The organism is Micromonospora sp. NPDC005087 (genome assembly GCF_042872965.1).
In the GTDB taxonomy this organism is placed as follows: domain Bacteria; phylum Actinomycetota; class Actinomycetes; order Mycobacteriales; family Micromonosporaceae; genus Micromonospora.
Genome location: NZ_JBIALB010000009.1, coordinates 46,116 through 68,466 on the forward strand (window position 1 = coordinate 46,116; position 22,351 = coordinate 68,466).

General features: G+C 70.9%; 17 protein-coding genes and 1 pseudogene. 10 read left to right on the forward strand and 8 right to left on the reverse strand.

The genetic code is table 11. The features are described 5' to 3' along the window. Window positions 1-15: 15 nt before the first annotated feature. Window positions 16-1,197, reverse strand: a complete 1,182-nt coding sequence (locus ACFYPS_RS21410; RefSeq protein ID WP_387326344.1) for a low temperature requirement protein A — start codon at window positions 1,195-1,197, stop codon at window positions 16-18. 579 nt (window positions 1,198-1,776) lie between these two features. Between ACFYPS_RS21410 and ACFYPS_RS21415 the strand changes: the two genes are divergently transcribed. Next, the gene (locus ACFYPS_RS21415; protein ID WP_387326347.1) at window positions 1,777-2,121 is read left to right on the forward strand and encodes a DUF1801 domain-containing protein; all 345 of its coding nucleotides are present in this window, start codon (window positions 1,777-1,779) and stop codon (window positions 2,119-2,121) included. A 156-nt stretch (window positions 2,122-2,277) separates the two neighbouring features. On the opposite strand, the gene ACFYPS_RS21420 is transcribed toward ACFYPS_RS21415, so the two are convergent. Further along, complete coding sequence (locus ACFYPS_RS21420) at window positions 2,278-3,519, reverse strand: FAD-dependent oxidoreductase (protein WP_387326350.1); 1,242 nt, start codon at window positions 3,517-3,519, stop codon at window positions 2,278-2,280. Between the two features lie 426 nt (window positions 3,520-3,945). Here ACFYPS_RS21420 and ACFYPS_RS21425 point away from each other — a divergent pair, with 426 nt between their 5' ends. Together ACFYPS_RS21425 and ACFYPS_RS21430 are read left to right on the forward strand one after the other, a co-directional pair. Next, a complete protein-coding gene (locus ACFYPS_RS21425; RefSeq protein WP_387326353.1) occupies window positions 3,946-4,377 on the forward strand; it encodes a YciI family protein in 432 nt (143 codons plus the stop codon). 100 nt (window positions 4,378-4,477) lie between these two features. Continuing rightward, window positions 4,478-5,755, forward strand: a complete 1,278-nt coding sequence (locus ACFYPS_RS21430; RefSeq protein ID WP_387326356.1) for an RNA polymerase sigma factor — start codon at window positions 4,478-4,480, stop codon at window positions 5,753-5,755. Window positions 5,756-5,913: 158 nt separating this feature from the next. On the opposite strand, the gene ACFYPS_RS21435 is transcribed toward ACFYPS_RS21430, so the two are convergent. After that, window positions 5,914-6,282 carry a YciI family protein gene (locus ACFYPS_RS21435; protein WP_387326359.1) on the reverse strand — a complete coding sequence of 123 codons (369 nt, stop codon included), beginning with the start codon at window positions 6,280-6,282 and terminating at the stop codon, window positions 5,914-5,916. Window positions 6,283-6,503: 221 nt separating this feature from the next. Between ACFYPS_RS21435 and ACFYPS_RS21440 the strand changes: the two genes are divergently transcribed. After that, the gene (locus tag ACFYPS_RS21440) at window positions 6,504-7,001 is read left to right on the forward strand and encodes a YcxB family protein (protein ID WP_387326362.1); all 498 of its coding nucleotides are present in this window, start codon (window positions 6,504-6,506) and stop codon (window positions 6,999-7,001) included. A 145-nt stretch (window positions 7,002-7,146) separates the two neighbouring features. Further along, window positions 7,147-7,638, forward strand: a complete 492-nt coding sequence (locus ACFYPS_RS21445; protein ID WP_354966861.1) for a DUF2231 domain-containing protein — start codon at window positions 7,147-7,149, stop codon at window positions 7,636-7,638. A 65-nt stretch (window positions 7,639-7,703) separates the two neighbouring features. Here ACFYPS_RS21445 and ACFYPS_RS21450 read toward each other — a convergent pair whose 3' ends face one another. Beyond that, window positions 7,704-8,891: a hypothetical protein gene (locus ACFYPS_RS21450; RefSeq protein WP_387326365.1), complete on the reverse strand. Its 1,188-nt coding sequence runs from the start codon at window positions 8,889-8,891 to the stop codon at window positions 7,704-7,706. Beyond that, window positions 8,888-12,400, reverse strand: coding sequence for an ATP-binding protein (locus tag ACFYPS_RS21455; RefSeq protein WP_387326712.1), 3,513 nt, complete (start codon window positions 12,398-12,400; stop codon window positions 8,888-8,890). Before ACFYPS_RS21455 ends, ACFYPS_RS21450 begins: the two co-directional genes overlap by 4 nt. A gap of 99 nt (window positions 12,401-12,499) precedes the next feature. Here ACFYPS_RS21455 and ACFYPS_RS21460 point away from each other — a divergent pair, with 99 nt between their 5' ends. The 4 genes from ACFYPS_RS21460 to ACFYPS_RS21475 all read left to right on the forward strand — a co-directional run bounded on the left by ACFYPS_RS21460 (window position 12,500) and on the right by ACFYPS_RS21475 (window position 19,555). Continuing rightward, window positions 12,500-14,203, forward strand: coding sequence for an AMP-binding protein (locus ACFYPS_RS21460; RefSeq protein WP_387326368.1), 1,704 nt, complete (start codon window positions 12,500-12,502; stop codon window positions 14,201-14,203). Then, window positions 14,200-14,694 carry a pyruvoyl-dependent arginine decarboxylase gene (locus ACFYPS_RS21465; protein ID WP_387326370.1) on the forward strand — a complete coding sequence of 165 codons (495 nt, stop codon included), beginning with the start codon at window positions 14,200-14,202 and terminating at the stop codon, window positions 14,692-14,694. The genes ACFYPS_RS21460 and ACFYPS_RS21465 overlap by 4 nt, the downstream gene beginning before the upstream one ends. A gap of 95 nt (window positions 14,695-14,789) precedes the next feature. Further along, on the forward strand, window positions 14,790-16,292 hold the full coding sequence (gene gntF, locus ACFYPS_RS21470) for a guanitoxin biosynthesis pre-guanitoxin forming N-methyltransferase GntF (RefSeq protein WP_387326373.1): 1,503 nt from the start codon (window positions 14,790-14,792) through the stop codon (window positions 16,290-16,292). A gap of 305 nt (window positions 16,293-16,597) precedes the next feature. Further along, window positions 16,598-19,555 carry a M4 family metallopeptidase gene (locus ACFYPS_RS21475; RefSeq protein WP_354966857.1) on the forward strand — a complete coding sequence of 986 codons (2,958 nt, stop codon included), beginning with the start codon at window positions 16,598-16,600 and terminating at the stop codon, window positions 19,553-19,555. A gap of 88 nt (window positions 19,556-19,643) precedes the next feature. Here the strand turns inward: ACFYPS_RS21475 and ACFYPS_RS21480 are convergent, their stop codons facing one another. From ACFYPS_RS21480 to ACFYPS_RS21490, 3 genes are all read right to left on the reverse strand, one after another. Continuing rightward, on the reverse strand, window positions 19,644-20,660 hold the full coding sequence (locus tag ACFYPS_RS21480) for a LuxR C-terminal-related transcriptional regulator (RefSeq protein ID WP_387326377.1): 1,017 nt from the start codon (window positions 20,658-20,660) through the stop codon (window positions 19,644-19,646). 161 nt (window positions 20,661-20,821) lie between these two features. Next, the gene (locus tag ACFYPS_RS21485) at window positions 20,822-21,202 is read right to left on the reverse strand and encodes a VOC family protein (protein ID WP_354966854.1); all 381 of its coding nucleotides are present in this window, start codon (window positions 21,200-21,202) and stop codon (window positions 20,822-20,824) included. Between the two features lie 31 nt (window positions 21,203-21,233). Continuing rightward, the gene (locus ACFYPS_RS21490; RefSeq protein WP_354966853.1) at window positions 21,234-21,566 is read right to left on the reverse strand and encodes a GNAT family protein; all 333 of its coding nucleotides are present in this window, start codon (window positions 21,564-21,566) and stop codon (window positions 21,234-21,236) included. 119 nt (window positions 21,567-21,685) lie between these two features. On the opposite strand from ACFYPS_RS21490, the pseudogene ACFYPS_RS21495 reads away from it, so the two are divergent. After that, a pseudogene (locus tag ACFYPS_RS21495) lies at window positions 21,686-22,096 on the forward strand (copper homeostasis protein CutC); the annotation flags it as partial. Window positions 22,097-22,351: the final 255 nt, after the last annotated feature.

Genomic DNA, 22,351 nt, shown 5'->3' on the forward strand with positions numbered 1-22,351 from the left:
GGGTGAAACCTCTGGCTAGCCGGGTGGTGACGGCGGCTCGGGCGGCCGTCCGCGGGCGCGGGCTGCGTCGGATATGGCGATCCCGGTCAGGACGAGGGCAGCGGCGGTGGCGACGACGACTGGTGGCAGGGGGAGCATCGCCGGTGTCAGGGCGGCCAGTGCAAGGACGCCGATTGGTCGGGACCGGGATACGCGGCAGAATACCGCGTGCTCGAAGCGGGCGCGCCCGGCCAGGTACAGCGCGGGTCCGCCGAGGATGACGGCGATCCAGGCCGGTGGGGTGTGCCCGAGTGGATTTGCGATGACAAGTTCGTCGCCGACGGCTGTAGCGACCACGCCGGCCACCATGGCCAGGTGGGCGTATGACGCCGTTCCGGCGAGGCGGACCGGGTCGCCAGACACGGCAATCGCTTCGGCCAGGACCTGCCCAGCGCGGTATATGTAGATCCGCCACAGCAGCACGGTGGTCGCGATCGACACTGCGAACGCGGCGACCCTGTCCGGCGCGAAGCCGCTGCTGCTCAGGGCCAGTCCGGTAACGAAGATCAGCTCGCCGAGCGCGATGATGAAGAACTGCCGGTAGCGCTCGGACAGGTGCTCGCCCGAGATCACAAGATCTTCGCTGGGCGTACGGCCCGCCCCCGGGGTGGGGAAGCCGATTCTGCCTGCCGTGTGGTCAAGGACCACCGCGAGTGCCCACAACGCACCACGCGCCGTACCGTGCACGAGCGCCCCCGCGAACCACGGCAGCGCCGACAGGCCGTACCAGAACAGCCCGCGCACGCCGGTGCGCTGCAGCTCGTGGCCACGCAGAACGACCACGAGGACGAGCCCGCGGCCGAGCTGGATGGCGACGTAGGCACCCGCGAAGATCAGGCCCGTGTCGCCGAATGCCTCGGGCACCGCGGCCGCCATCACCAGGCTGCCGACCATGGTCGCGATGACCAGCGCCTGGATTACCGTTCGTTGCGGGTCCGTCCGGTCGGTCAGCCACGCGGTGCTGGACCAGACCCACCACAGGGCCCCCAACAGCACCAGCGTCCGGAAGGCGCCGCCCCACCCGAGATCCTCGGCCAGGCCGCGCGAGAGCTGAGCGAGCGCGAGGACGAACACCAGGTCGAAGAAGAGTTCCAGGAACGTGGCCCGCTGTGGATCCTCGGCTTTCCGCACCAGCTCGGACGCCCTGCCCGTCGTCATCGGCTCGCCCGTTCTGCCAGCTCTGCTCCACGTTTGGGAGCATTCTGACATGCGGCAGCGGCGATGATCGCGAACGTGCCGCCATGGACTGGATCGAGCGACCCGCGTTACACGGACGGGCGACAGTCGACGCCGGTGAGTTCCTTATACCGATATGTCACGCAGGTCCTGAGAACCGGACAGCCGGCTTCCGGCGATGTCGGGCTCCACTTGATGCGTTACGGATCGCTGTCATTTGATTCGTGACACGTCCGACTAGATGATCTTGGTTGTTCCTTGTCTCAGGCTACTGGTCTTCAGTCCCAGTGGTTGAACAGCAGCTCGCCGAGGGTGGTTGGCTTCCAGTAGCGGATCTGGTCGTGCTCGCCGGGGTCGAGAGCGCTCAAATCAACCTGTGACGGGTCACGCCGGTGACGGTTGCGCCGATGGCGCGGGCGGCGTGGTGACACGCGTGTCGGTGACGGGTAAACGGGGCGGTGCACCGGCACGATCCGGATCTACGATGAGACCCAGCTGGTCGTCGTGCATCGGTCTGGATATGGACCGTCATTTCTGGCAACGACAATGAAGGAGAAGACCTTGAGTGACGATGTCACCCAGTACATCAACAAGGCGCAGCCGTGGCAGATCGATGTGTGCGAGAAACTACGTGCGATGGTCGGCCAGACCATTCCAGATGTCGAGGAGCGGCTCCAGTACGGCAAGCCGCACTACCTCAAGAACGGGCACTACGCGGCCGTCATCGCGGTGGCCAAGGACAAGGTCTCGTTCATGATGTTCAACGCAACGGACGTTCCTGAGGTCAAGGGGTTTCTTCGGGCTCTGGGCAACGGTGAACGCAAAGCCGTTGACATCAGAGATGGGCAAACCGTCGACTACGGCGCACTTGGCAGCATCCTGGAGAAGACCGCGACTGCCCTGTAGCTGCCCGGGTGTGTGCCGGGCAAGGCCTGGTCCTGGCATCGCGAGCCCAGGCCGCGGCCGTCCGATGTCCGGCACCTACACCGAGGTCGTACCGAGTGCGCATCGCGGCGTCGGTCCTACGGGCCCTGCCCGGTGGCGGACACCCGCGCCCGGCCGTCACGTGCGGGAGCGTGGCTTCGGCAGATGGTTGAAGATCCAGAGCCACACCGAGTTCCCCCAGCGAGCGGTACGCGTCTCTGCCTGCCGGGACGCCTCGACTGCGGTGAAGCCGTAGTCGCGCATCTTCTCCTCGTAGGCACCGATCGCTGCGACGATGTCGGTGCCGCCACCGGTGAGCGCACCGCACAGGTTCGACGCGTCCAGTAGGGCCGTATTCGCGCCGGAGCCACGGGCCGGGCTCATCGCGTGGATCGCGTCGCCGAGCAGGGTCACCCGGCTCGGCGTCCACGGCTGGACGCGTTCGGCGCTGCGGACCCGGACGAGGAACGTCTCGTCGACCGCGGCTTTGGCGAGCAGCGCGCGCAGGTCGGGGTGCCACGTACGGATCGCCGTGGACGCGACGACATGCAGCGCCACCGCGTCCATCCCGGTCATCGTCGCGTCTGACTCTGGGAACCGGTCATGCTGCGCGGACACGCCCCACATCAGGTAGTCGCCGGTCGGGCTCAACCTCACCCTCGGGGCGATTGCGGCGGCCGCCTCCGGCGGCGGCTGGCGTAACTCGACGAGTCCGGTCGCCAAGCCGATGTGGCCGCCGATGATCGCGGTGAACCCGTCACGTAGCGCCGCCGGGACGAGCCGTCGCGTCTCGTCGTCGAGCGGCGTCTTGCCGTAGATGATGCGCGACCCGGTGTCCACGACCGTCGCGTCGGGCAGCATCGTGCGGCGGACCGCCGAGTGCACGCCGTCCGCGCCGACGAGCACGTCGGCGCGCTCGGTCGAACCGTCCGCGAAGTGCATTGTCACACCGGCCGTGTCCTGCTCGTACTCGTCGAGTTCGCGGCCGAAGTGGATCCGATCGTCGAGGCCTGCGCCGAGAATCTCGCGAAGCGTCCCGCGGTTGACCGACGTGCTGAGCGTCTCGGGCTGGTACGGGTCGCGGTTCGGGTCGGTGAGTGTCTCGTGCAGGACGCGCAGTTGGGCGGAGAGAACGGTAAACTTCCTGCTCGGCTGGCTCGCCGTCGCGAGAAACAGCCGGAACAGCTTCGGCGGCAGGCACTTGTCGAGTGCCAGGCTGGCGCGTGCGTCGACGTGCAGCCGGTAGCCCTGCCGGCGGACGTCGGGCGCGGCGTCGCGTTCGTAGACCTGGACGTCGACGCCGGCCCGCACGAGCCCCTGGGCGAGGCACAACCCACCGAGGCCGGCACCGGCCACCGCCACGCGCAGATCGCTGCTCAACCCTGTCGCCTTCCAGCTTTGCCGGCGTACCGTCCCGGGTTGGATTGACTCGCGGGGTTGAGTAGTTCAGGCCGCGTGTGCGGGTCCTTGGCGATCGGCGCCTCACCCGCGCGGGCGACCGCGACCGCATCACGACGCGACTCCGGCGGGAACGCCTTCGGCATACAGACATCCTTCCAGTGAGGAACACATCCGCACAGGTCAGGAGTCAACCGAACCGGGCGGAGGGTCGTCCCGCCAGCGCTGGCCGCCGTCGGGCGCCCGCTAGGCCGGACCGGCCGCCTTCGCCTGGTGGGCAGCGGACCCGCCGACCCGCCGAGCGCGGCGTTGCCAAGCGCGGCGGAAAAAACTTCTGGCAGGGTGTCGAGCGGGCCGACCGCCGTTCGACGCGTAGGTGAGATGGCACCCTGACATGAGGAGACAGCGATGCGGTTCATGGTGATCACCAAGGCCACCGCGGCGAGCGAGGCCGGCGTGCTGCCCGCCACCGAGGATTTCGACACGATGGGCAAGTTCATTCAGGAGATGGTCGACGCCGGCGTGCTGCTGGACGCCGGCGGCCTTCAGTCCAGCGCCAAGGGTGCCCGGATCTACTTCGACGGCGACAAGAAGACCGTGGTGGACGGGCCGTTCACCGAGACCAAGGAGCTCATCGCCGGTTACTACCTGGTCGAAATGAAGTCGCTCGAGGAGTGTGTCGAGTGGTTCAAGCGCTGCCCGATCCAGCACCCGGGCGTGGGGGCGCAGACCAACATCGAGATCCGGCGGGTCTTCCACGCCGAGGACTTCGGCGAGGAATTCACCGCCGAGCAGCAGGCGGCCGTGGAGAGGCGGCGCGCGACGGTCGCCGGGAACTGATCACCGCAACCTGGGAGACGCGGGTTCGGCTCAGGACCGAACCCGCCCGCGTGGCATGAGCGTGCTTGCGTCCGATCGCGCGGTGGGGTAGACGGGGGCCGTGGCCACTGACACCCACCGCGCGATCGAGGCTGCCTGGCGGATCGAGGCGCCCCGGCTCATCGCCGGACTGACCAGGCTCGTCCGCGACATCGGCGTGGCCGAGGAGTTGGCGCAGGACGCGCTGGTCGCGGCGCTGGAGCAGTGGCCGGCGGAGGGCGTGCCGCGCAATCCGGGCGCGTGGCTGATGACCACCGCCAAGCGTCGGGCCATCGACCAGATCCGGCGCAACGAGACCTTCAAGCGCAAGGTCGAGGAGGTCGGCCGGGAACTCGAGGAATCCACCCCGGACATCGGCGCGATGGTCGCCGAGGACGACGGCATCGGCGACGACCTGCTGCGGCTGGTGTTCGTGGCCTGCCATCCGGTGCTGTCCACGGAGGCCCGCGCCGCACTGACCCTGCGGCTGCTCGGCGGCCTGACCACCGACGAGATCGCCCGGGCCTTCCTGGTGCCGGAACCGACCGTGGCGCAACGGATCGTGCGGGCCAAGAAGACCCTGGCCAACGCCCAGGTGCCGTTCGAGGTACCGCAGGGCGACGAGCTGGCGGCCCGGTTCTCCTCGGTGCTCGAGGTCGTCTACCTGATCTTCAACGAGGGCTACTCGGCCACCACCGGCGACGAGTGGATGCGGCCGGCGCTGTGCGAGGAGGCCCTGCGGCTGGGCCGGGTCCTGGCCCGGCTGGCCCCGCGCGAGCCCGAGGTGCACGGCCTGGTGGCGCTGATGGAGATCCAGGCCTCCCGGGCGGTCGCTCGCACCGGCCCCGGGGGCGAGCCGATCCTGCTGGGCGACCAGAACCGGGCCCGCTGGGACCAGCTGCTGATCCGCCGCGGCTTGGCCGCGCTGGAGCGTGCCGAGGCCCTGATCGATGGCAAGCCCGGCCCGTACGTGCTGCAGGCGGCCATCACCGCGTGCCACGCCCGGGCACGCCGCTTCGAGGACACCGACTGGGAGCGCATCGCCTGGTTCTACGAGAATCTGGCCGAGGCGATGCCGTCCCCGGTGGTCGAGCTGAACCGCGCGGTGGCGCTGTCCATGGCGTTCGGGCCGGCGACCGGGCTGGCGCTGCTGGATCAGCTGATGGCCTTCCCGGCCATGCAGAACTACCACCTGCTGCCCAGTGCACGCGGTGACTTCCTGGTCAAGCTGGGCCGGCACGCCGAGGCGCGGGCGGAGTTCGAGCGGGCGGCGTCGCTGACCCGCAACGAGCGGGAGCGGAGCCTGCTACTGGATCGTGCCGCCGCCTGCGATCAGCCGCTGCGAACGGACCATTCCTGACCTCTTGAGCCTCTCACCGCCGCGGTGACCGGCGGGGCGCACGCCAGATGAGAGCCACACCAACCTACGGTGCGCAGCCGCGATGAGAGCGACTCCGACGCAAGTCTTGCTCTGACGTGGCGAGTCTTCCTCGATCCGACACCGTCGGAACGTCACCATCACATGTCAGCCCGGCGAAGCATCGCGTCTGTTTCGGGATCGGGCATGAGCTCCCGAACCTCTTGCGCGCAGCGGCAAGCGCCGGCAATCTTGGCAGCCCACGTCAGCGCCTCCTCGCGTGAGGCCACGTCGACGACCACGAACCCGCCAATGACCTCCTTGGTCTCCGGGTAAGGGCCATCGGTGACCATCCCGTCCGTTGCCACGACGCTCGCCCTCTGGCGTTCGGGTCCAGCGCCGAACACAAACACGCCGGCGTTCACGGCCTCCTGGACTACCGCGTGCGATGCCTTGCCCACGTCGGGCCAATCCTCGTCGGGGATGTGGTCCATCGAGCCGTCATTGAACGAGATCAAGTATCGCGTCATCCCATGGCTCCCTTGTCCCGGCGACCTCGTCCAGCTGCCTCTCGCCTGCTCTACGAACGACTCGCCCTGGATCCGACGCTATGCCAGAAGAATTCTCGCGGGACCGCCGATGAGCAGAGGCTCCTGCCGCGTGCCGCTGACAACGGCGGCGCTCGACGGTCCGGCCCGGCGGCGGGAGTCAGGCGCTGCCAGGGGGCGGGTGGGGGCACTATCGTTCTGGCGTGCACATCCGTTTTGACGTCCCAGCCGATCCCGCCTACCCAGGCCGCGTGGCCGCTGCGCTCGGCAGGGTCCGGCTGCGCAGGTTCGGCTACATCGGTGCGGTGCTGGCGGCGGTCGGGGCGATCGGTTTGGCCGTCTCGCGGGGGTCCGGGTGGGGTGAACAGACTTCGCCGCTGTGGATGGCGATGATCGTGGGCGGCCTGCTGTCGATGCTGTACTGGCCGTGGGTGCGGTGGCGCGCCCGGCGTCGCTCCAGTCGCTACGCCGTCGAGGGCGCCTACGACATCACCGATGACAACATCATGATGCGCAGCGGCTCGGAGTCCGGTGGCATAGCCTGGGACGGGGTCGCCGAGGTGAGGGATACCCCGGAGTTCTGGATCGTGTACGTCGGCCGGATGCCGGCGACCGTGATCCCACGCTGGTTGATGTCGGCCGAGGATGCCGAGACGTTGCGAGCCTTCATAACCAAACGAGGGCTGCTCCGACGTCGGTGAACCCGCCCTGGCCGCGGTCATACGCGACGCCATTCACCTGAACGCTCGGTCCGCCGGCGGCCGTTGAAACCGAACTGTCCCGCCGGGTGTATCGGCGTCCGGTCCGGGTATGCGGGCGCGGTTGTCGCCCCGACAGGAGGTAGTGGTGGAAAGTCGAGCCAAGGCGATGGGTCACGCGATCCATCCCATGCTGATCGTGTTCCCGCTCGGGCTCCTCGCCACGTCGGTCATCTTCGACATCCTCTATCTGATCACCGACCGCACCGGATTCCAGATCTCCGCCGCGTACACCATCGCGGCGGGTGTCATCGGCGGCGTGGTCGCCGCCCTGTTCGGCCTCATCGACTGGAGTGCCATCCCGGCCGGCACCCGGGCCAAGCGGATCGGCGCGGCGCACGGCGTCGGCAACCTGGTGGTCGTGATCCTGTTCGCGGTGAGCTGGCTGGTGCGTCTGTCCCGGGAGAACTGGGAGCCGAACGCCGCCGCGCTGGTCCTGAGCTTCGCGGGCATCATCCTGGCCCTGGGGACTGCCTGGCTGGGCGGGGAACTGGTCGAGCGGCTGGGCATCGGGGTGAGTGACAAGGCCGGGGTGAACGCGACCAGCTCGCTGCGCCGCGCGCCGTCGCGCGGGGCCTGACCCCGGCGCCACGCCGACCGGCCGGTCTGTCGAGCCGAACCGGTGCCGCGGACATGCCCTCGCGGTCAGGTGTCCGCCATCGGTGCCGGGGCGAACAGGGGCGGCACCGGATCCGCAGCCTGGATCGCGGCAACGACCTGCGTCAGTTGCGGGTGGTCGCGGCCGGCCGCCCTGGTGAGGGCGTCCGCATCGGCGTGGTTGCCGAGGTAACACTCGGCGATGGCCCGCAGGAGTAACGCGACGCTGCACAGGTTCGGCGGGTCGACACTCGGCCGAATGTCGAGAAGCAGCGAACGCGCCTGCTCCGGCCGCTGGTTGAGCAGGTGAGCCAGGCTCATGGCGACACGGGCGGACAACATGTGCGGCTGTACGTGGAAGGCGAGCTGGGCCAGTTCCGCGATCTCCACCACCTCCGGGTGTTGGACCGGCGATTCGTTCACCACCGCGGCGTACAGGTACCACAACCCGAACTGCACGGTGAGCACCTGTCCGATTGCGGCGGCGGTCATGGGATCGGTGCGGTCGGCGCGCGCCAGCGCCGCGAGCCGCTCAGCGTCGGCGATGAGGTCCGCCGTCGACTGCGTGTGGCCCGTGCTCCAGCGCCGGTGGACGGCGGCGAGCGCGAGTCGCGGGTCGTTGCCGTCGCGAGCTGGATCTCCGAGACGATCGTCGTCGACCTGCCCTCGGGCGATCGTCCGCAACGTGCTGCTCACCTCCTCCTGGTAGTAGCCAGCCCGTAGCGCGGCAAGGGTGGCTGTTGGCGCGAGGAGCCAGCGCAGCAGGTTGCGGCCGTCACTGCGGGGCGAAGTCCCGGGAATGAGGTTGACCACCCCGAGCAGCGCCGCGAAAAGCGCTGCGCCGAACAGCGCGAGGCGTGTCAACGCCGTGCTCGTCAACGCCGCTGCGGCACAGAGCACCGCCGCACTGCACAGGTTCGCCATCGGGCCACCGAGGTAGAACAGCACCATCCGCAGCGGCAGCGCGGTCGCCGACGGCGCTGGCCGGACCGACACTTCGTTCCGCCACCCGCCGAAGGGTGCGATACGGACCGCGATGACCGGCAGACGCAGCAGCTTCGCCATGACAAGGTGCCCGCACTCGTGCAGGACGAGGTGCACCCACAACGACACGCAGGTGATGGCAACGGCGGCGATCGCACCGGTCACGGACTCGGTCACGACGAGCCCGAACGCCACCGCCTCCAACACCAGGAGAATGGACGCGGCGGCCAGCCGTCGGCGGGGGGAGATCACCGGGAGATGGTACGGCCGGACAAGTAACCGGCGAGCGCCTGAACTCGGCGCAGATCGGCGCCACACCCGGCGGCGTCGAATCCGGCGATCGCCCGATCCAGGTGCTCGGCCCTGGTGAGCCCGAGGGTGGACCGCTGCCCCGAGGCGAGGTGACGGCCGAGTTCGTGGTGGGCGCGCGCCAGTTCGTAGGGCATCCCACGGCGCTCGGCTTCGCGTACCGCCCGGACCCACGCCCGGCGGGCGGCCCCGGCGCGGCCGTCGAGCCAGCGGTGCCAGCCCAGGCAGATGAGCGCCCTCGGACGGGCCATGGGAAACGTGCGGGCGTAGCGATGCAGCCGGCGCAGGGCGACCGCTGTGGTCGCGCGTAGGTGGGCGGGGTCCGGCTCGTCCGCTCCGCCAGCCGGATTTTCCCGAGAGCCGGCCTGTTCGAGCAGCGTCAGACAGACCTCGGGGACGCCGGCGTGCGCCTCGATGGCGTACTGCTCGAATGACTGATGTAGGCCCATCAGGTGGTCGGCGGTGCGGATCGCCTGCCACGCGTCCGCCCGCCGCCCGGCGGCGAGGTGTTGGCGGGCGGTGGCGACGTGGAGGCGGGCGGCGTCGATCCGGGCTGCTGCCGGCAGGAGCTGTGCGGCCTCTTCGGACCAGCCCGCCAGAGCCGCGTCGTCGGGGTTGGCGCGCAGGGCCGTCTCGATCAGGACGAGCAGCCCCCACAGGTGCACGATGGGATCGCGGCGGTCGCGGCCGGAAGCCATCGCCTCGACGGCCGCCGCGGCCGCCTGCGAATAGCGGGCGGTGAGGTACCGGGTGACCGCGGTGATCAGCAGCACCTCGTCGGCCCACCGGTGCATCGGTGTCCGGCGTCGGAGTTTCAGGACCCTGTCGGCGCCGGCCTCGACCGCCGCCCAGTCGCCGACGCCGGTCCAGTGCAGCCCGCCCACGATGCCGACCCAGCAGGCGGTGAGCGGGTCGTCGGTGCGCTCGACGGCGGCGCTCGCGGCGCGGAGGTGTCGGCCCGCGAGCTGGCGCAACCCCAGGGTGCCGACGGTCATCCCGAGACCGGCCTGCGCCCGGACGATGAGGTCGAGGTCCCCGGCGCGTTCGGCATCGTTCAACGACGAGATCGACGCCGCGAGGATCGGGAAGTGCTCATTGAGCACCCAGTAGACCTCGGCGATCGTGAAGCAGGTGGCGGCGCGTTCCCGGGCCGCCTCGCGCCGTTCCGCACGACGGGCGACGGCACCACCCGGCCGCAGGCCCCGGAGTGTCCGGCGTGCCACCTGTGACGTGAGCATCCCCAGCCGGCCCGTCGTCGACGCCGGCACGCGGGCGCCGAGCAGATCCAACGCCCGTTCCAGGTGGTACCGCGCGGCGTTCGCCTCGCCGAGCTGCTGGTGCGTCTCGCCGAGCATGCGGTGCCAGCGTGCCCGCTGCAGGGTCGTGATCCCATGGCGTTCCAGGGCGGCGCCGAAGAAGACCTGAGCCTCCCGGAACCAGCCCAGGCGCCGGTACAGCGCCCACAGCCGCAGCAGGTGGGCGTCGAGCGCGGTCGGGTCGGCGTCCAGGATGAGCCAGTCGGTGGCGGCGCGCAGGTTCTCCTGCTCGACTTCCAGACTCGGCCGGCCCTCGGCGCGGGCCTCATCCGGTGGGGGGAGCAGCGCGACATAGTGCTCGGCGTGGCGCCACCGCGCCCGCGCCTCCTCCGCCGGGTCCGTGGCCAGACTCTCGGCGGCGTACTGCCGGAGCAGCTCGTGCATCTCGTAGCGGCCATCCCCACCGACGGCGACCAGCGACTGGTCGACCAGGCTGGCCAGCATCGGCAGTCCGGCGTCCGCCACGGCGCCGGCGGCCGCGAGGTCGAAGCTGCGGCGCAGCACCGACAACCGACGCAGGGTCCGTCGTTCCTCGTCGGTCAGCAGCCGCCACGACCAGTCGATCACCGAGCGGAGGCTGCGGTGCCGCCGCTCCACGTCAGGTGCGGTCGTCTCGAGCAGTTCGAGCCCGTCGGCGAGCCGGTCGGCGATGGCGGCCGGGCTGGCGGACCGTACCCAGCGGGCGGCCAGCTCGATGGCCAGCGGCACACCGGCGACCAGCCGGCACACCCGACCGACGCCCTCGGCGTCGACGACGGCGGGGAAGCCGGGGCGCAGCGGCCGCGCCCGCTCCTGGAAGAGCTGCACCGCCTCGTAGCCGGCGGCGTCCGCGTCGGCGCCCGGCGGCGGGTACGGCAGGCCGGGCACCTCGACCAGCCACTCCACGCCCAGCCCCAGCTGCCGCCGGGAGGTCACCAGCAGCTGCGTACCCGGTGCTCGTCGCAGCAGTTCGGCGAGGACCCCCGCGGCGTCCCGGAGGTGCTCCAGGTTGTCGAGCACCAGCAGCAGTTCGCGGCCGGCGAGCTGGTCGGTGAGCAGGTCCAGTGGCTCGCGGGGCACGGCCAGCTCTACCTCCAGCGCGCGGGCGAGGCCGGCGACGACCAGGTCGGCGGCCTCGTCCGGGCGGGCCGCGCTGGTCCCCACGAACGACACGAACACCGTCCCGCCACGATGCCGCGTCCGCCGACTCGCGGTGACCTCCACCGCCAGCCGGGTCTTACCGATTCCGCCGGGGCCTACGAGGGTCACGAGCCGGCACGCCGGATCGTCGAGGAGCTCATGCAGACGCGCGAGCTCCCGGTCCCGACCGATCAGCGCGGTGAGTGGGCGAGGCAGGTCGGACGTCGGCGACCCGGCCGACCGGGCCGGGTTCGCCGTGGCCGGGAGGACACCCAGCGCGGTGAACCCACCGGTGCTGGCGATCTCGTCCCGCAGAGCGAGCGTGGCCGGCGCTGGCTCGACGCCCAGCTCCTCTCGGAGGAGGTAGCGGCAGGTCTCGTACTGGGCGAGAGCGGCGCTGCGCTGACCGCCCACGGCCAGGAACCACATCAACGCGCGGTGCGCCTCCTCGTGGAGCCGCTCCAGCTGCAGCAGACGACGGGTCACCTCGATGCCGCCGGCAGCATCCCGCCGGTCTCTGGCCCGCCGCACGGCACGGTCCATGAGCGCGAGCATGTCCGCTCGGACCGCGGCGCGCCGGTCGGCCAACCACTCGTCGAACAGCGGGGCTCCGGGGACGCCGAAACCCTCGAGAAAATCGCCTCGGCAGAGCCGGACGGCCTCCAGCAGCTCGTCGTCGTCCTGATCGGAGGCGGCCACCCGGCCCACCTCCACAGCGTCGACCCACACCTGCCGGCTGTCCGCGAGCGCAATGGTCTGCCTGCTCACTGCCACATGCTCCGGGACGACCCGACGCAGCTTGGTCAGCACCAGCCGCAGATTTGCCCGGGCCGTCGGCTCCGGAAGGTCGCTCCAGAGCAACCCGGCCAGCGCCGAGCGTGAGTGGGCGGTGCCGGTGACCGCCAGGTAGAACAGGAGCGCCGTCGCCTTGGCAGAGGCCAGCTCGACCAGTGGACGGCCGCCGACCGTCAGCTCGGCCCCGCCGAGCACCCGGACACGCAACTCCTGGTCCCGCATCGCCACCGCCGTCGTCGTCCGCGAAGAACTCTATCGCGATCCACGCTGCGAAAACGGTCGGGAAACGGTCTGCACACGACGGCTCCCTACGGTCGGGTCATGAGGGGCGAAACCCGGTCCACCAGCGGCATCCCGCCGGCTGGTGTGGTCGCACACGGCAGGGGAGTCACCATGGCAGTCGTCCACCCGTTCCGCAGCGAACTGCCCGAGGTGCAGGTCGGCGGTACCACCGTGCAATCGCTCGTGCTGCGGCACGCCGCCCGCCTCGGCGAGAAGCCGGCCCTGATCGACGGCGTAACCGGCCGCACGATCAGCTACCGCCAGCTGGCCACCGGTGTGGAGCGGGTCGCGGCCGGCCTGGTCGCCCGAGGCTTCGCGGCGGGTGACGTCCTGGCCCTCTACAGCCCCAATCTGCCCGAGTACGCCCTGGCGGCCTACGGGACGATGGCGGCCGGCGGGATCGTCACCGGCGCCAACCCGATGCTCACCGTCGAGGAGTTGGCCGGCCAGCTCACCGACGCCGCGGCGCGGATGCTGGTCACCGTCCCGCCGTTCCTGGACCGCGCGTTGGCGGCCGCCGAGCTGGCCGGCGTCCAGGAGGTGCTGGTCTTCGGGGAGGCGGCGGGCGCGACGTCGTTCCGCGAGCTGATCGCCCACCACCATCCGCCGGCGGAGGTGACGAGCGACCTCGACAACGAGCTGGCCGCCCTGCCCTACTCGAGCGGCACCACCGGCCTGCCCAAGGGAGTGGAGCTGACCCACTCGAACCTGGTGACGAACGTCCGCCAGAGCCAGGCGGTGATCGATTTCCGCGAGGACGACGTGGTCCTCGCCGCAGCGCCGTTCTTCCACGTCATGGGGTTCAACTTCCTGCTGCCCTGCAGCCTGGCGGCGGGCGCCACCGTCGTGACCCTGGCTGGCTACGACCTCGAGGTCTTCCTTCGGGCCATTGCGGAACACCGGGCGACGGTCAGCGTCGTGTCACCGCCGCTGGCGACGGCGTTGGCCGACCATCCGCTGGTGGACAGGCACGACCTGTCGTCGCTGAGAAGCCTCGGCGTGGGTGCGGCACCTCTCGGCGCCGATGTGGAACAGCGGTGCGCCGAGCGGCTCGGCTGTGTGGTCAGTCAGGGCCTCGGCATGACGGAGGCCAGCGCCATGGTCACCGTCGGCCCACTCGACGAGCCGCGGCGCGGGTCGGTCGGCCGGCTGGTACCCAACACCGAGGCGCGCGTCGTCGACCCGGACGGCGGCGGCGGCGACCTCGGTGCCGGACGCGCCGGCGAGCTGTGGATCCGTGGCCCGCAGCTCATGCGGGGCTACCGCGACCGACCGGAGGCCACGGCCGCCACCATCGACGCCGACGGCTGGCTGCACACCGGCGATCTCTGCTACTTCGACGAGGACGGCTACCTGTACGTGGTCGACCGGCTGAAGGAATTGATCAAGTACCAGGGGTACCAGGTCGCGCCGGCCGAGCTGGAGCACCTGCTCCGCACCCACCTGGCGGTCGCCGACGCGGCCGTGGTGCCCCGGCCCGACGCGGACGCCGGCGAGGTGCCGGTCGCGCACGTGGTGCTGCGGGGACCGGCGACGGCCGACGAGCTGCTGGCCTACGTGGCTGAGCGGGTCGCCCCCTACAAGCGGCTCCACGCCGTTCGGTTCACCCCATCGGTGCCGAGGGCGCCGTCGGGCAAGCTCTCGCGCCGGGTACTGGTCGAGGCCGAGCGCGTCCGGTCGGAACGGACGCGGACCGCGCAGGCATCCCCGGCCGAACTCCGCTCGGCTGGCGGGAACCGATGAACATCCTGGTGGCCGGGGCCGTCGGCCGTGGTCCGACCCAGCTGGCAGCGTTCGACGCCGCGCTGGTGGCGGCCGGCGTCGCCGACCGTAACCTGATCTACCTCAGCTCGGTGTTGCCACCCGCCAGCTCGGTACGACAGGTCGACCGGATCGGCTGTACCTCGGGCAGTTGGGGCGACCGGCTGTACTGCGTGGCGGCACAGGCGCGAACAGCGGTGCCACAAGCAGAGGCCTGGGCCGGTGTCGGCTGGGCGCAGGACGGGTGCGGACGCGGACTGCTGGTGGAACACGAGGCCAGCGACGAGGCGAGCCTGCGGAGGCTGGTGACCACCTCTCTGGACGCGTTGTGCCGCAACCGGGGTACGAGCTTCCCGCGGCGTGGCATCGAGGTCGCGGGCGCTCGGTGCACCGGGCAACCGGTCTGCGCGCTGGTGGTCGCGGTATTTCAGGCGGTGGCCTGGGAACCGGCCCGAGCGGCGGCACCGGTATGAACGGGATTCCCGTGGCGCAGGCGGTTCGGCCACCGCGGCGCCCGCCGACGGAGCACCCAGGGCTCAGGAAGTGGACCGTCAGCCTTGCCGCCACCGTGGCGTCGGCCTACGCGCTGGAGGCGAGCGTGGTGGCCGCGGGCACGTGCCTGGTCGCCTCCGGTCTGTTCAGCGGCCTCGACCGCCAGTGGGTGGTGGCGTTTCTCGTCGCGAGCTACGCGGTCTGGGGGATCGGCCTCACCGCCAATGTGCGAGCGAACTGGATGCTCCTGGCCACGACCGGAACCAGCACCAACGTGCTGTCCAAAGCGGCGTACGACGTGATCCGGCGGATGACGAACAGCGCCCGCGCACCGCGCGTGGCGGCGGCCATCGGGTACGCCGGTACGGAGGTCGCCAAGGAGGTGCCCTACTACGCGGGTGCCTTCGGGGTCGCCGCGCTCAGCGACTCGATCAGCTCGAACGACGCACTCGTGTTCCTCGGCGGCGCGAACCTCGGTGCCGCGCTGTACGAGTACGGGCTCGCCCGTCTCACCCGAGCATTCCTCCGGCGCCGCCGCCACCGGTACGCCTCGTTCGACACGGACTGGGTACCGGCCGAGTACCTCGCCAGCTACTACCGGGCCGTCGAACCGGACGAGATCGCCACCATCGCGTTCTTCGTCGAGGCGATGCGCCACGCGGAGCGCGGTCAACCCGTGTTGTTCTTCGGGGTCGGGCCCACCCTGCACCACGTGTTCGCGGCAGCCGAGGTGGCATCGGAGATTCACCTGGGCGACTATCTGCCGGCCAACCTCCGCGAGATCCAGCGGTGGATCGACCGCGAACCCGACGCCCACGACTGGCGACCGTTCGTCCGCCACACCCTGCGGTGCGAGGGGATCAGCTGCCCGACCGACGAGGACGTGGCCGCCCGCGAGGACCTCGTCAGGGGAAAGATCACCGCGCTGATCCGGGTGGATGGCCGGCACGCCCGCCCGGTGGACCGCCGGTACGCGACGGTGGTCAGCGCCTACTGCGCGGACTCCGCCACCGACGACCGGCCCACCTGGCAGCTCCTCATGCGACACATCACGGGCCTGGTCCAGCCCGGGGGTCTCTTCGTCACCGCGGCCCTGCGCCGATGTCGCGGCTACCTCGTCGCGGGAAGGACCTTTCCCAGTGCTGATGTCGACGAACACGACCTCAGGGCGGTGCTGCGGCCGGAGTTCGGGCCGCTGGACGGGTCGATCGAGGTCCGGCAGGTCGCCCAGGAGAGCTCACACGGCTATTCGGCCATCGTCCTGTGCTGGGCCCGCAAGCGCGTCCGGCCCCGAGCGAACGGTGCGCCGGGACTGGCACTGGTCGGCGCCGGGCTTCTCACCGCGCCAACCCTTTCCACGGTGGCCGACGCGGTGAGCCGGCTTGCGCCGGCCAGCGTGCGGGGTGAGGCGACAGGTCTGCAATCCTCGGCGCTGAGCGCGGGTTTCGCGCTCGGATCCCCGGTCGTCGGGCTGGCGATCGACGTCTCCGTCCCAGCGGGCGGCTTCGCGGCAGCCGGGCTGGCCGGCCTCGCAGCGGCGCTGACTGGATGCCTGCTGTCCCGCCGCCCGCCCATCTGAACGGAGTCTCCGCGCAGCGAACTCGGTCGCGCCGGGGCACCGGGCCTTGAGCCACGCGGGGAAACGAGCCCTTGCCAACGGCCGCTCCTCGTCGCCATGAACCGGTGCGGGGTGCAGGGATGACACTGCGCCCACCATCGGCCCCGACCAGGTGTGCCGTTCGGATCGGCTCTCCCTCGACGGGCTTCTGACTTGTGCAGATGCGCAAAGTCGTCCTTGTGTCGATGGCGACACCGCGGTGAGGGTGAGCGAACCCCGTGCCGCAAGGAGTCGGCCGGGCGCTGGACCACCTTGCAGGAGCACAGATGCGCAGACTCAAGGCACCACCCGCCCTCGCCGTCCTGGCGACGGCCGCCCTCCTCGGAACCACCGCCCAGGCCGCGACCGCGGCGACCCCGTCGCCGACGGGCACGACTACCGCCGCGGAGGCTTCAGTTCCGGCCACCGTGGCACCCGCTACGGACGCCCCCGCGCTCGTCGATGACCTGGCCGACCAGGTCGACGCCACGATCGCACCGGACAAGGCCGCCAAGGCCCACCTCGCGGGCCACAAGGACCGCTACCGGATCGCCGACCCGGCCGGCACGCTCACCACCGCGAACATCGACACGCAGGGCGCGCGGGAGACGGTCCGGCTGAACCAGAAGTACAAGGGCCTGCCCGTGTTCGGCGCCCAGTACGTGGTGCGGATGGAGAAGAAGGCCGGCAAGCGGGCGGTGACCGGCACGTCGGGCACCTACTTCACAGACCTCGACGTCGACACGACCAGCACCCCGATGCCCGCGCACATCGCGGTCTCCCGAGCGGTCGAGGACGTGCGCAAGAGCCTGCACCCCGGTGCGGCCGTCGTGGCCGGCGCCCCGCGGCCCGGCACGACGCCCGACGCCGCCCACGCCGATCTCAGCGGCACCGACCAGGGTCTCGTGGTCATGCCGACTGGCACCGGCGTGCTCGCCCGGCGCGTGCTCGTCAAGGGCAAGGACGTCGTCACGGGCCAGCCCGTGCTCCGCGACGTGTACGTGGGTGCGACGAACGGCGTGACGCTGCTCAGCGTCAGCCGGATCAAGCCCTTCGCCACCGCGCAGCAGGCCGCCGCCCTGGCCGCCGGCGGGACCGCCGTCGCGCCGCGGGCCGTTACGAAGGCGCTCCCGTCGCGCAAGGGCACGACGCCGGTCGTCGGCGAGGGCAGGAGCCTGCACGGCGCCACGGTGCCGGTCCCGCTCGTCCGGACCGACGACGCGAGCTCCTACCTCATGATCGATCAGACCCACACCCTCCCGGACGGCCGGACGGTGCCGATCACCACCTGGGACGCTCGGGGCCGGGACTACTACGAGCTGCTCGACGGCCAGTTGCCCGAGGGCGTGGGGCCGTTCGCGTCGCCGTCGAGCACACTCGGCGCGGACCTGACCGACGCCGGCGCCGTGGACGCGGCCTGGGACGCCGCGAAGGTGTTCGAGTGGTTCCAGACGAATCTCGGGCGCAACAGCCTGGACGATGACGGCATGCCGATCAACTCGATCGTGGGCATTACCTACGGCGGCTACCCGTTCGTCAACGCGTACTGGGACGGCACCCGCATGGTGTACGGCAGCGGCGACGACGAGTACCTGCCGCTGGCCGCCGACCCGGACGTCGTGGGCCACGAGATGACGCACGGTGTGGTGGAGAACTCCGCCAACCTCGTCTACGCCGGCCAGCCCGGCGCGCTCAATGAGGCGATCGCCGACTACTTCGGCAACGCCATCGACCTCGACGCGGCCGGCACGCCCATGTCCGACCCCGAGGCGAGCCTGATCGGCGGCGACCTCTGCCGCACCCTGGCGCCCACCAAGTGCGCCCTGCGCAACCTCGACGACGGCGCCACCACGGCGAACTTCCAGCACCTCATGGACACGCCGCAGATGGACGACGGCGGCGTGCACCTCAACTCGACGATCGTGTCCGGGGCGCTGTGGGACCTGCGTCAGGCATTCGGTGGCGCGGTCGCCGACAAGATCGTCTACCGGGCGCTCACCGACTACCTCACGCCGATGTCCGACTTCGTCGACGCCCGCGAGGCGGTGCTCGCCTCCGCCAAGTCCTCCGGCCTGAGTCAGAAGGACCTCAAGGTGGTGCGGGCGGCGTTCGATTCGCGCGGGATCACCGCGAAGTGGAAGGCGAACCTCTACGGCAAGAAGACCGACCTCCTCGTCGACCGGCTCAACACCGGGATGTACGTCGACATGACTGCGAGCATGGCCGGCGGCTGGTTCACCGTGCCGCGCTCGGACGCGAACCACACCCAGCCGCCGTCGATCTGGATGGGCCGCATTGACGGCAAGGTCGCGCCGTACCGGATCTCCCCGGACGACGGGAACATGCACAGCTTCCCGCACACCGATGGCAAGCGGGTCGTGTGGCTGTCGATCGAGGCGGACCCCGACTCCCCGACGTGGGAGGTCGACCACATCCTGTCGGCGCCAGTCGGCGGCGGCCAGGTCGAGGAGCTCTACAGCTCCCCGTACCGGATCGACGGCCTGAGCTTCGACGGCACCGTCGTCACGTGGAGCCAGTACGACCCGGAGCAGGGCTACCGCGACGTCGTGCGCTACCTGCAGGGCAGCTCGCGGACCGTCCACACCCTCGCCCACCCCGACTGGCTCGGGAACGCGACGGCGCCGAGCGTCAAGAACGGGAAGATCTCCTACGTCCGGTACGAGGACTACCCGCAGCCCGACGCCAACGGCAACTGGTGGTCGCTGGGCGTCGAGGTGTACGACATCGCGACGGGGAAGACGACCTTCGCCGGCGGTGACCCTGGTGCCGAGACGATGAGTTACCCCCAGGTGTCCGCCACCGGCGTCGCCTGGGTGATCAACCGCGACTACGGCAGGTACGTCGACGGCGAGTGGAGCCAGGGGACGTTCAACGACTCCGTGCGGCTGTTCGACTTCGCCACCGGCACCAGCCACCTGCTCTTCGAGGAGAACTCCCCGCAGGCGATCCGCGCCGACGTCCTCACGCTGTCCGACACGACCCTCACGGTTACCGAGGAGGCCCCCGCGGACCTCTGGCTCTCGACCGGCGGCTACCCGGACAACTCGCTCAATCCGAAGCTCAAGCAGTACACGCTCAACGGAAAGTACGTCGGCCCGGCGTCGTGCAGCCCGGGCGCCCAGATGTTCGCGACGGCGGGCACGGGGCGCGAGGTGATCTTCATGGACTCGTCGGCCGGCGGTTTCGGCCTGGCGTACGCGAAGGGAGCCAAGTCCTGCAAGTGAGCCCCTACTAGGAGGCGCGCTCCACGACGAAGCGCCGGGACCCCTCAGGGCGGTCCCGGCGCGGCGTCGCGTTCAGGACATGGCCTGGTCAATTCCCCACCGGGCCCTTGAGCCACCCCCGCTCCGCCGCCAGCAGCGCGATCTGGAACCGGGTCCGGGCGCCGAGCAGGGAACCCGCCTCGCTGACATGTTTCTGCACCGTACGGCGGCTCACCTGGAGCACGCGGGCGATCGCCTCGTCCTTCATCCCGGTCGCCATCATGTGCAGGATCTCCCGTGTTCGCCCGTCCGGCCCCTCGGTCGCCGGACCGCCCTTCGGAGCCGGCCCGTCATGTCGGCTCGCCAGCGACACCGGCTCGGCGCGCTCCCACACGCTCTCGAACAGCGCCACCAGCGCCACCACCAGCGCGGGGGGGTGCACCACCAAGGAACCCGCCGCCGGGCGGTCCCCGCGCACCGGCAGCAGAGCCGCCGCCCGGTCGAACACCACCAACTTCACCGGCAGCCGTGCCGCCAGCCGCAGTTCCCCGCCCTGACCCGTCCCGCGCAGCGCCGTCGTGAGCGACACCGCGTCGGTGAAGCCCTCCGTCTCGTACACCGACCGCATCCGCACCCCGGGCGCCACGCCCGACTCCCCGACGGACGGCTGCGCGGCCGTCACATACGGCGGCTTGGCCAGATGCAGTACCTCGACCGAACTCCCCTTCAGCAGCTGACCGTAGCGCGCCGGCACCTCGTCCTCGCGCTCCAGCACCTCCACCAGGTGCGCAGCGCGCGGCCCGGACACCGCCTCGTACACCTCGTGAAGCCGCTCCACGATGCCGTCAACACGGGCCAGTTCGGCCCGCCGCCGGGCCAGCAGGGCGCTGAGCGATGACCGTGGGGGGCCGGCCGCCCATCGCGGTGTCGTGCCGTCGATCTGCAGCGCCAGTGCGGAGTCCGCCAGGTGCCGCAGTGCTCGTTCCGCCTCCGCCGAGGACACCCCGACAGCGGCCGCCACCTCGGTGGCGTCCGCCGACGGCACGGATACCAGGTGCTCCAACACCAGTCCGGCCAGTGGATCCAGACCGGTTACCGCCCACGGGCTGCCTGCGGTTCCGTCCATACGTTGTGACACTCCTGTGGTCTGACTCGTTCCGCTGCGGCGGACACCACCGGTGTGGTGGTCAGGCCGCCAGGGCGGCCTCGTTGTCGGCGGGACTGCGGTGGCCCAGGCTGCCGTGCAGCCGGTGCAAGTTCTACCAGCCGTAACAGCCAGGGCTGAGCTCAGTTCACGGGCGGCGCCCAGGTGGGGCGTCTGATCAGGCAGAACGGGTGGCCGGCCGGATCGGCGTACACATGCTCGCCGGGCAACCGCCGCGCACCCAGCGCGAGCACTGCCTCGCCTGCCGCGGCCTGATCGTCAACCATCACGTCGAGGTGCATCTGCTGCGGCACCGCCGGCTCCGGCCACGTCGGCTGCGTCAGGTCGGCGGCGCGCTGAAACGCCAGCCCGGACGCCGACGTGCTGGCCGACACGACGGCGAAGTCCTCGTCCGCGTAGGTGATCGGGTCGCCGAGGACCGCGCTCCAGAAACGCGCCTCGACCGTCGGATCCAGGCAGTCGACGATCAGATGGTGGAGCCGACCGATCGGCACAGCGGTCACCTCCTTCGTGGTCGGGCCCCGGCCCGCACGGTCAGTATGGCCGCCCGCGCGAGGGAAGCGTCATGTCCGTACCGTGTCCCTTCCTCGTCGGCCACTCTCGCCTGATCAGCCCGTAGACCCACGAGTCCGAGACCTCGCCGTTCACGACGCAGTCTTCGCGCAACGTCCCTTCACGCACGAACCCGAGCTTCTCCAGCACGCGGGCAGATGCCACGTTGCGTGTATCGGTCTCCGCCTGCACGCGGTTCAGGTCTAGCGTCTGAAGGTGGTCCAGCCGTCCCGCGTCTCCTTCGAGAGGAGTGTCGTGTAGATCCTGTCCCTTGGACGGCCGCGGCTTCGCTGCCCGCCGGCCGTGTACGCCCAATCCACTCGCGCCGGACGGGCATCGTCAAGGTGTCGAGGCCACTCCACCCTCGTCGTGGTCGTGGTCACCGAGGGCCGGTGCGCCCCAGCCGTCGGGAACGGACAGGCCGGCGAGCCGTTGCCCTCACCGCCGCGGGCGGCCTCGACCTGGCCGTGCTGCGGCGCCTGATCGAGGCTGCGGGACCGCTGCCGGTGACGGTGCACAAGGCCTTCGACGAGGTCGGCGACCAGCTGAGGGCGATCGAGGAACTCATCGACCTCGGGGCCGACGCGGTGCTCACCTCGGGCGGGGCGCCGAGCGCGCTGGCCGGTGCCCCACGGATCGCCGCGCTGCGGCATCGGGCCGTCGACCGGTTGCGGGTCATCGCCGGCGGCGGCATCCGGTCGCACAACGTCCGGCAGGTGCTCGCGGAGACCGGCGCGCGGGAGGTGCACCTGCGGGCACCGGTGCGGCGCGACGGGCGCGAGGCCACGGACGGCGACGAGGTACGCCGGGTCCTCGACGCCACACGGGCTGCTGTGCCCTCCTGAGCGCAAAGCGGCGTCAGCGTCGGCGCGGCGCTCGCCGCCCACGAGACACCCGCCTACCAGGAGGCGCTGCGGGCGCTCGGCGACGGCGCCGACCCCGACCTGCGCATCATCGAAGCGACGCCCTGACGCCGGCCGACGGGCACACCCGGGCGGCCGGGACGGACGGCACGGGGGACGGCGACGGACCCGAACCGCCCGCACCACTAGGCGCGCCAGCACCGCGAGCGCGCGGGCTGACGACGGCACCGGACCGGT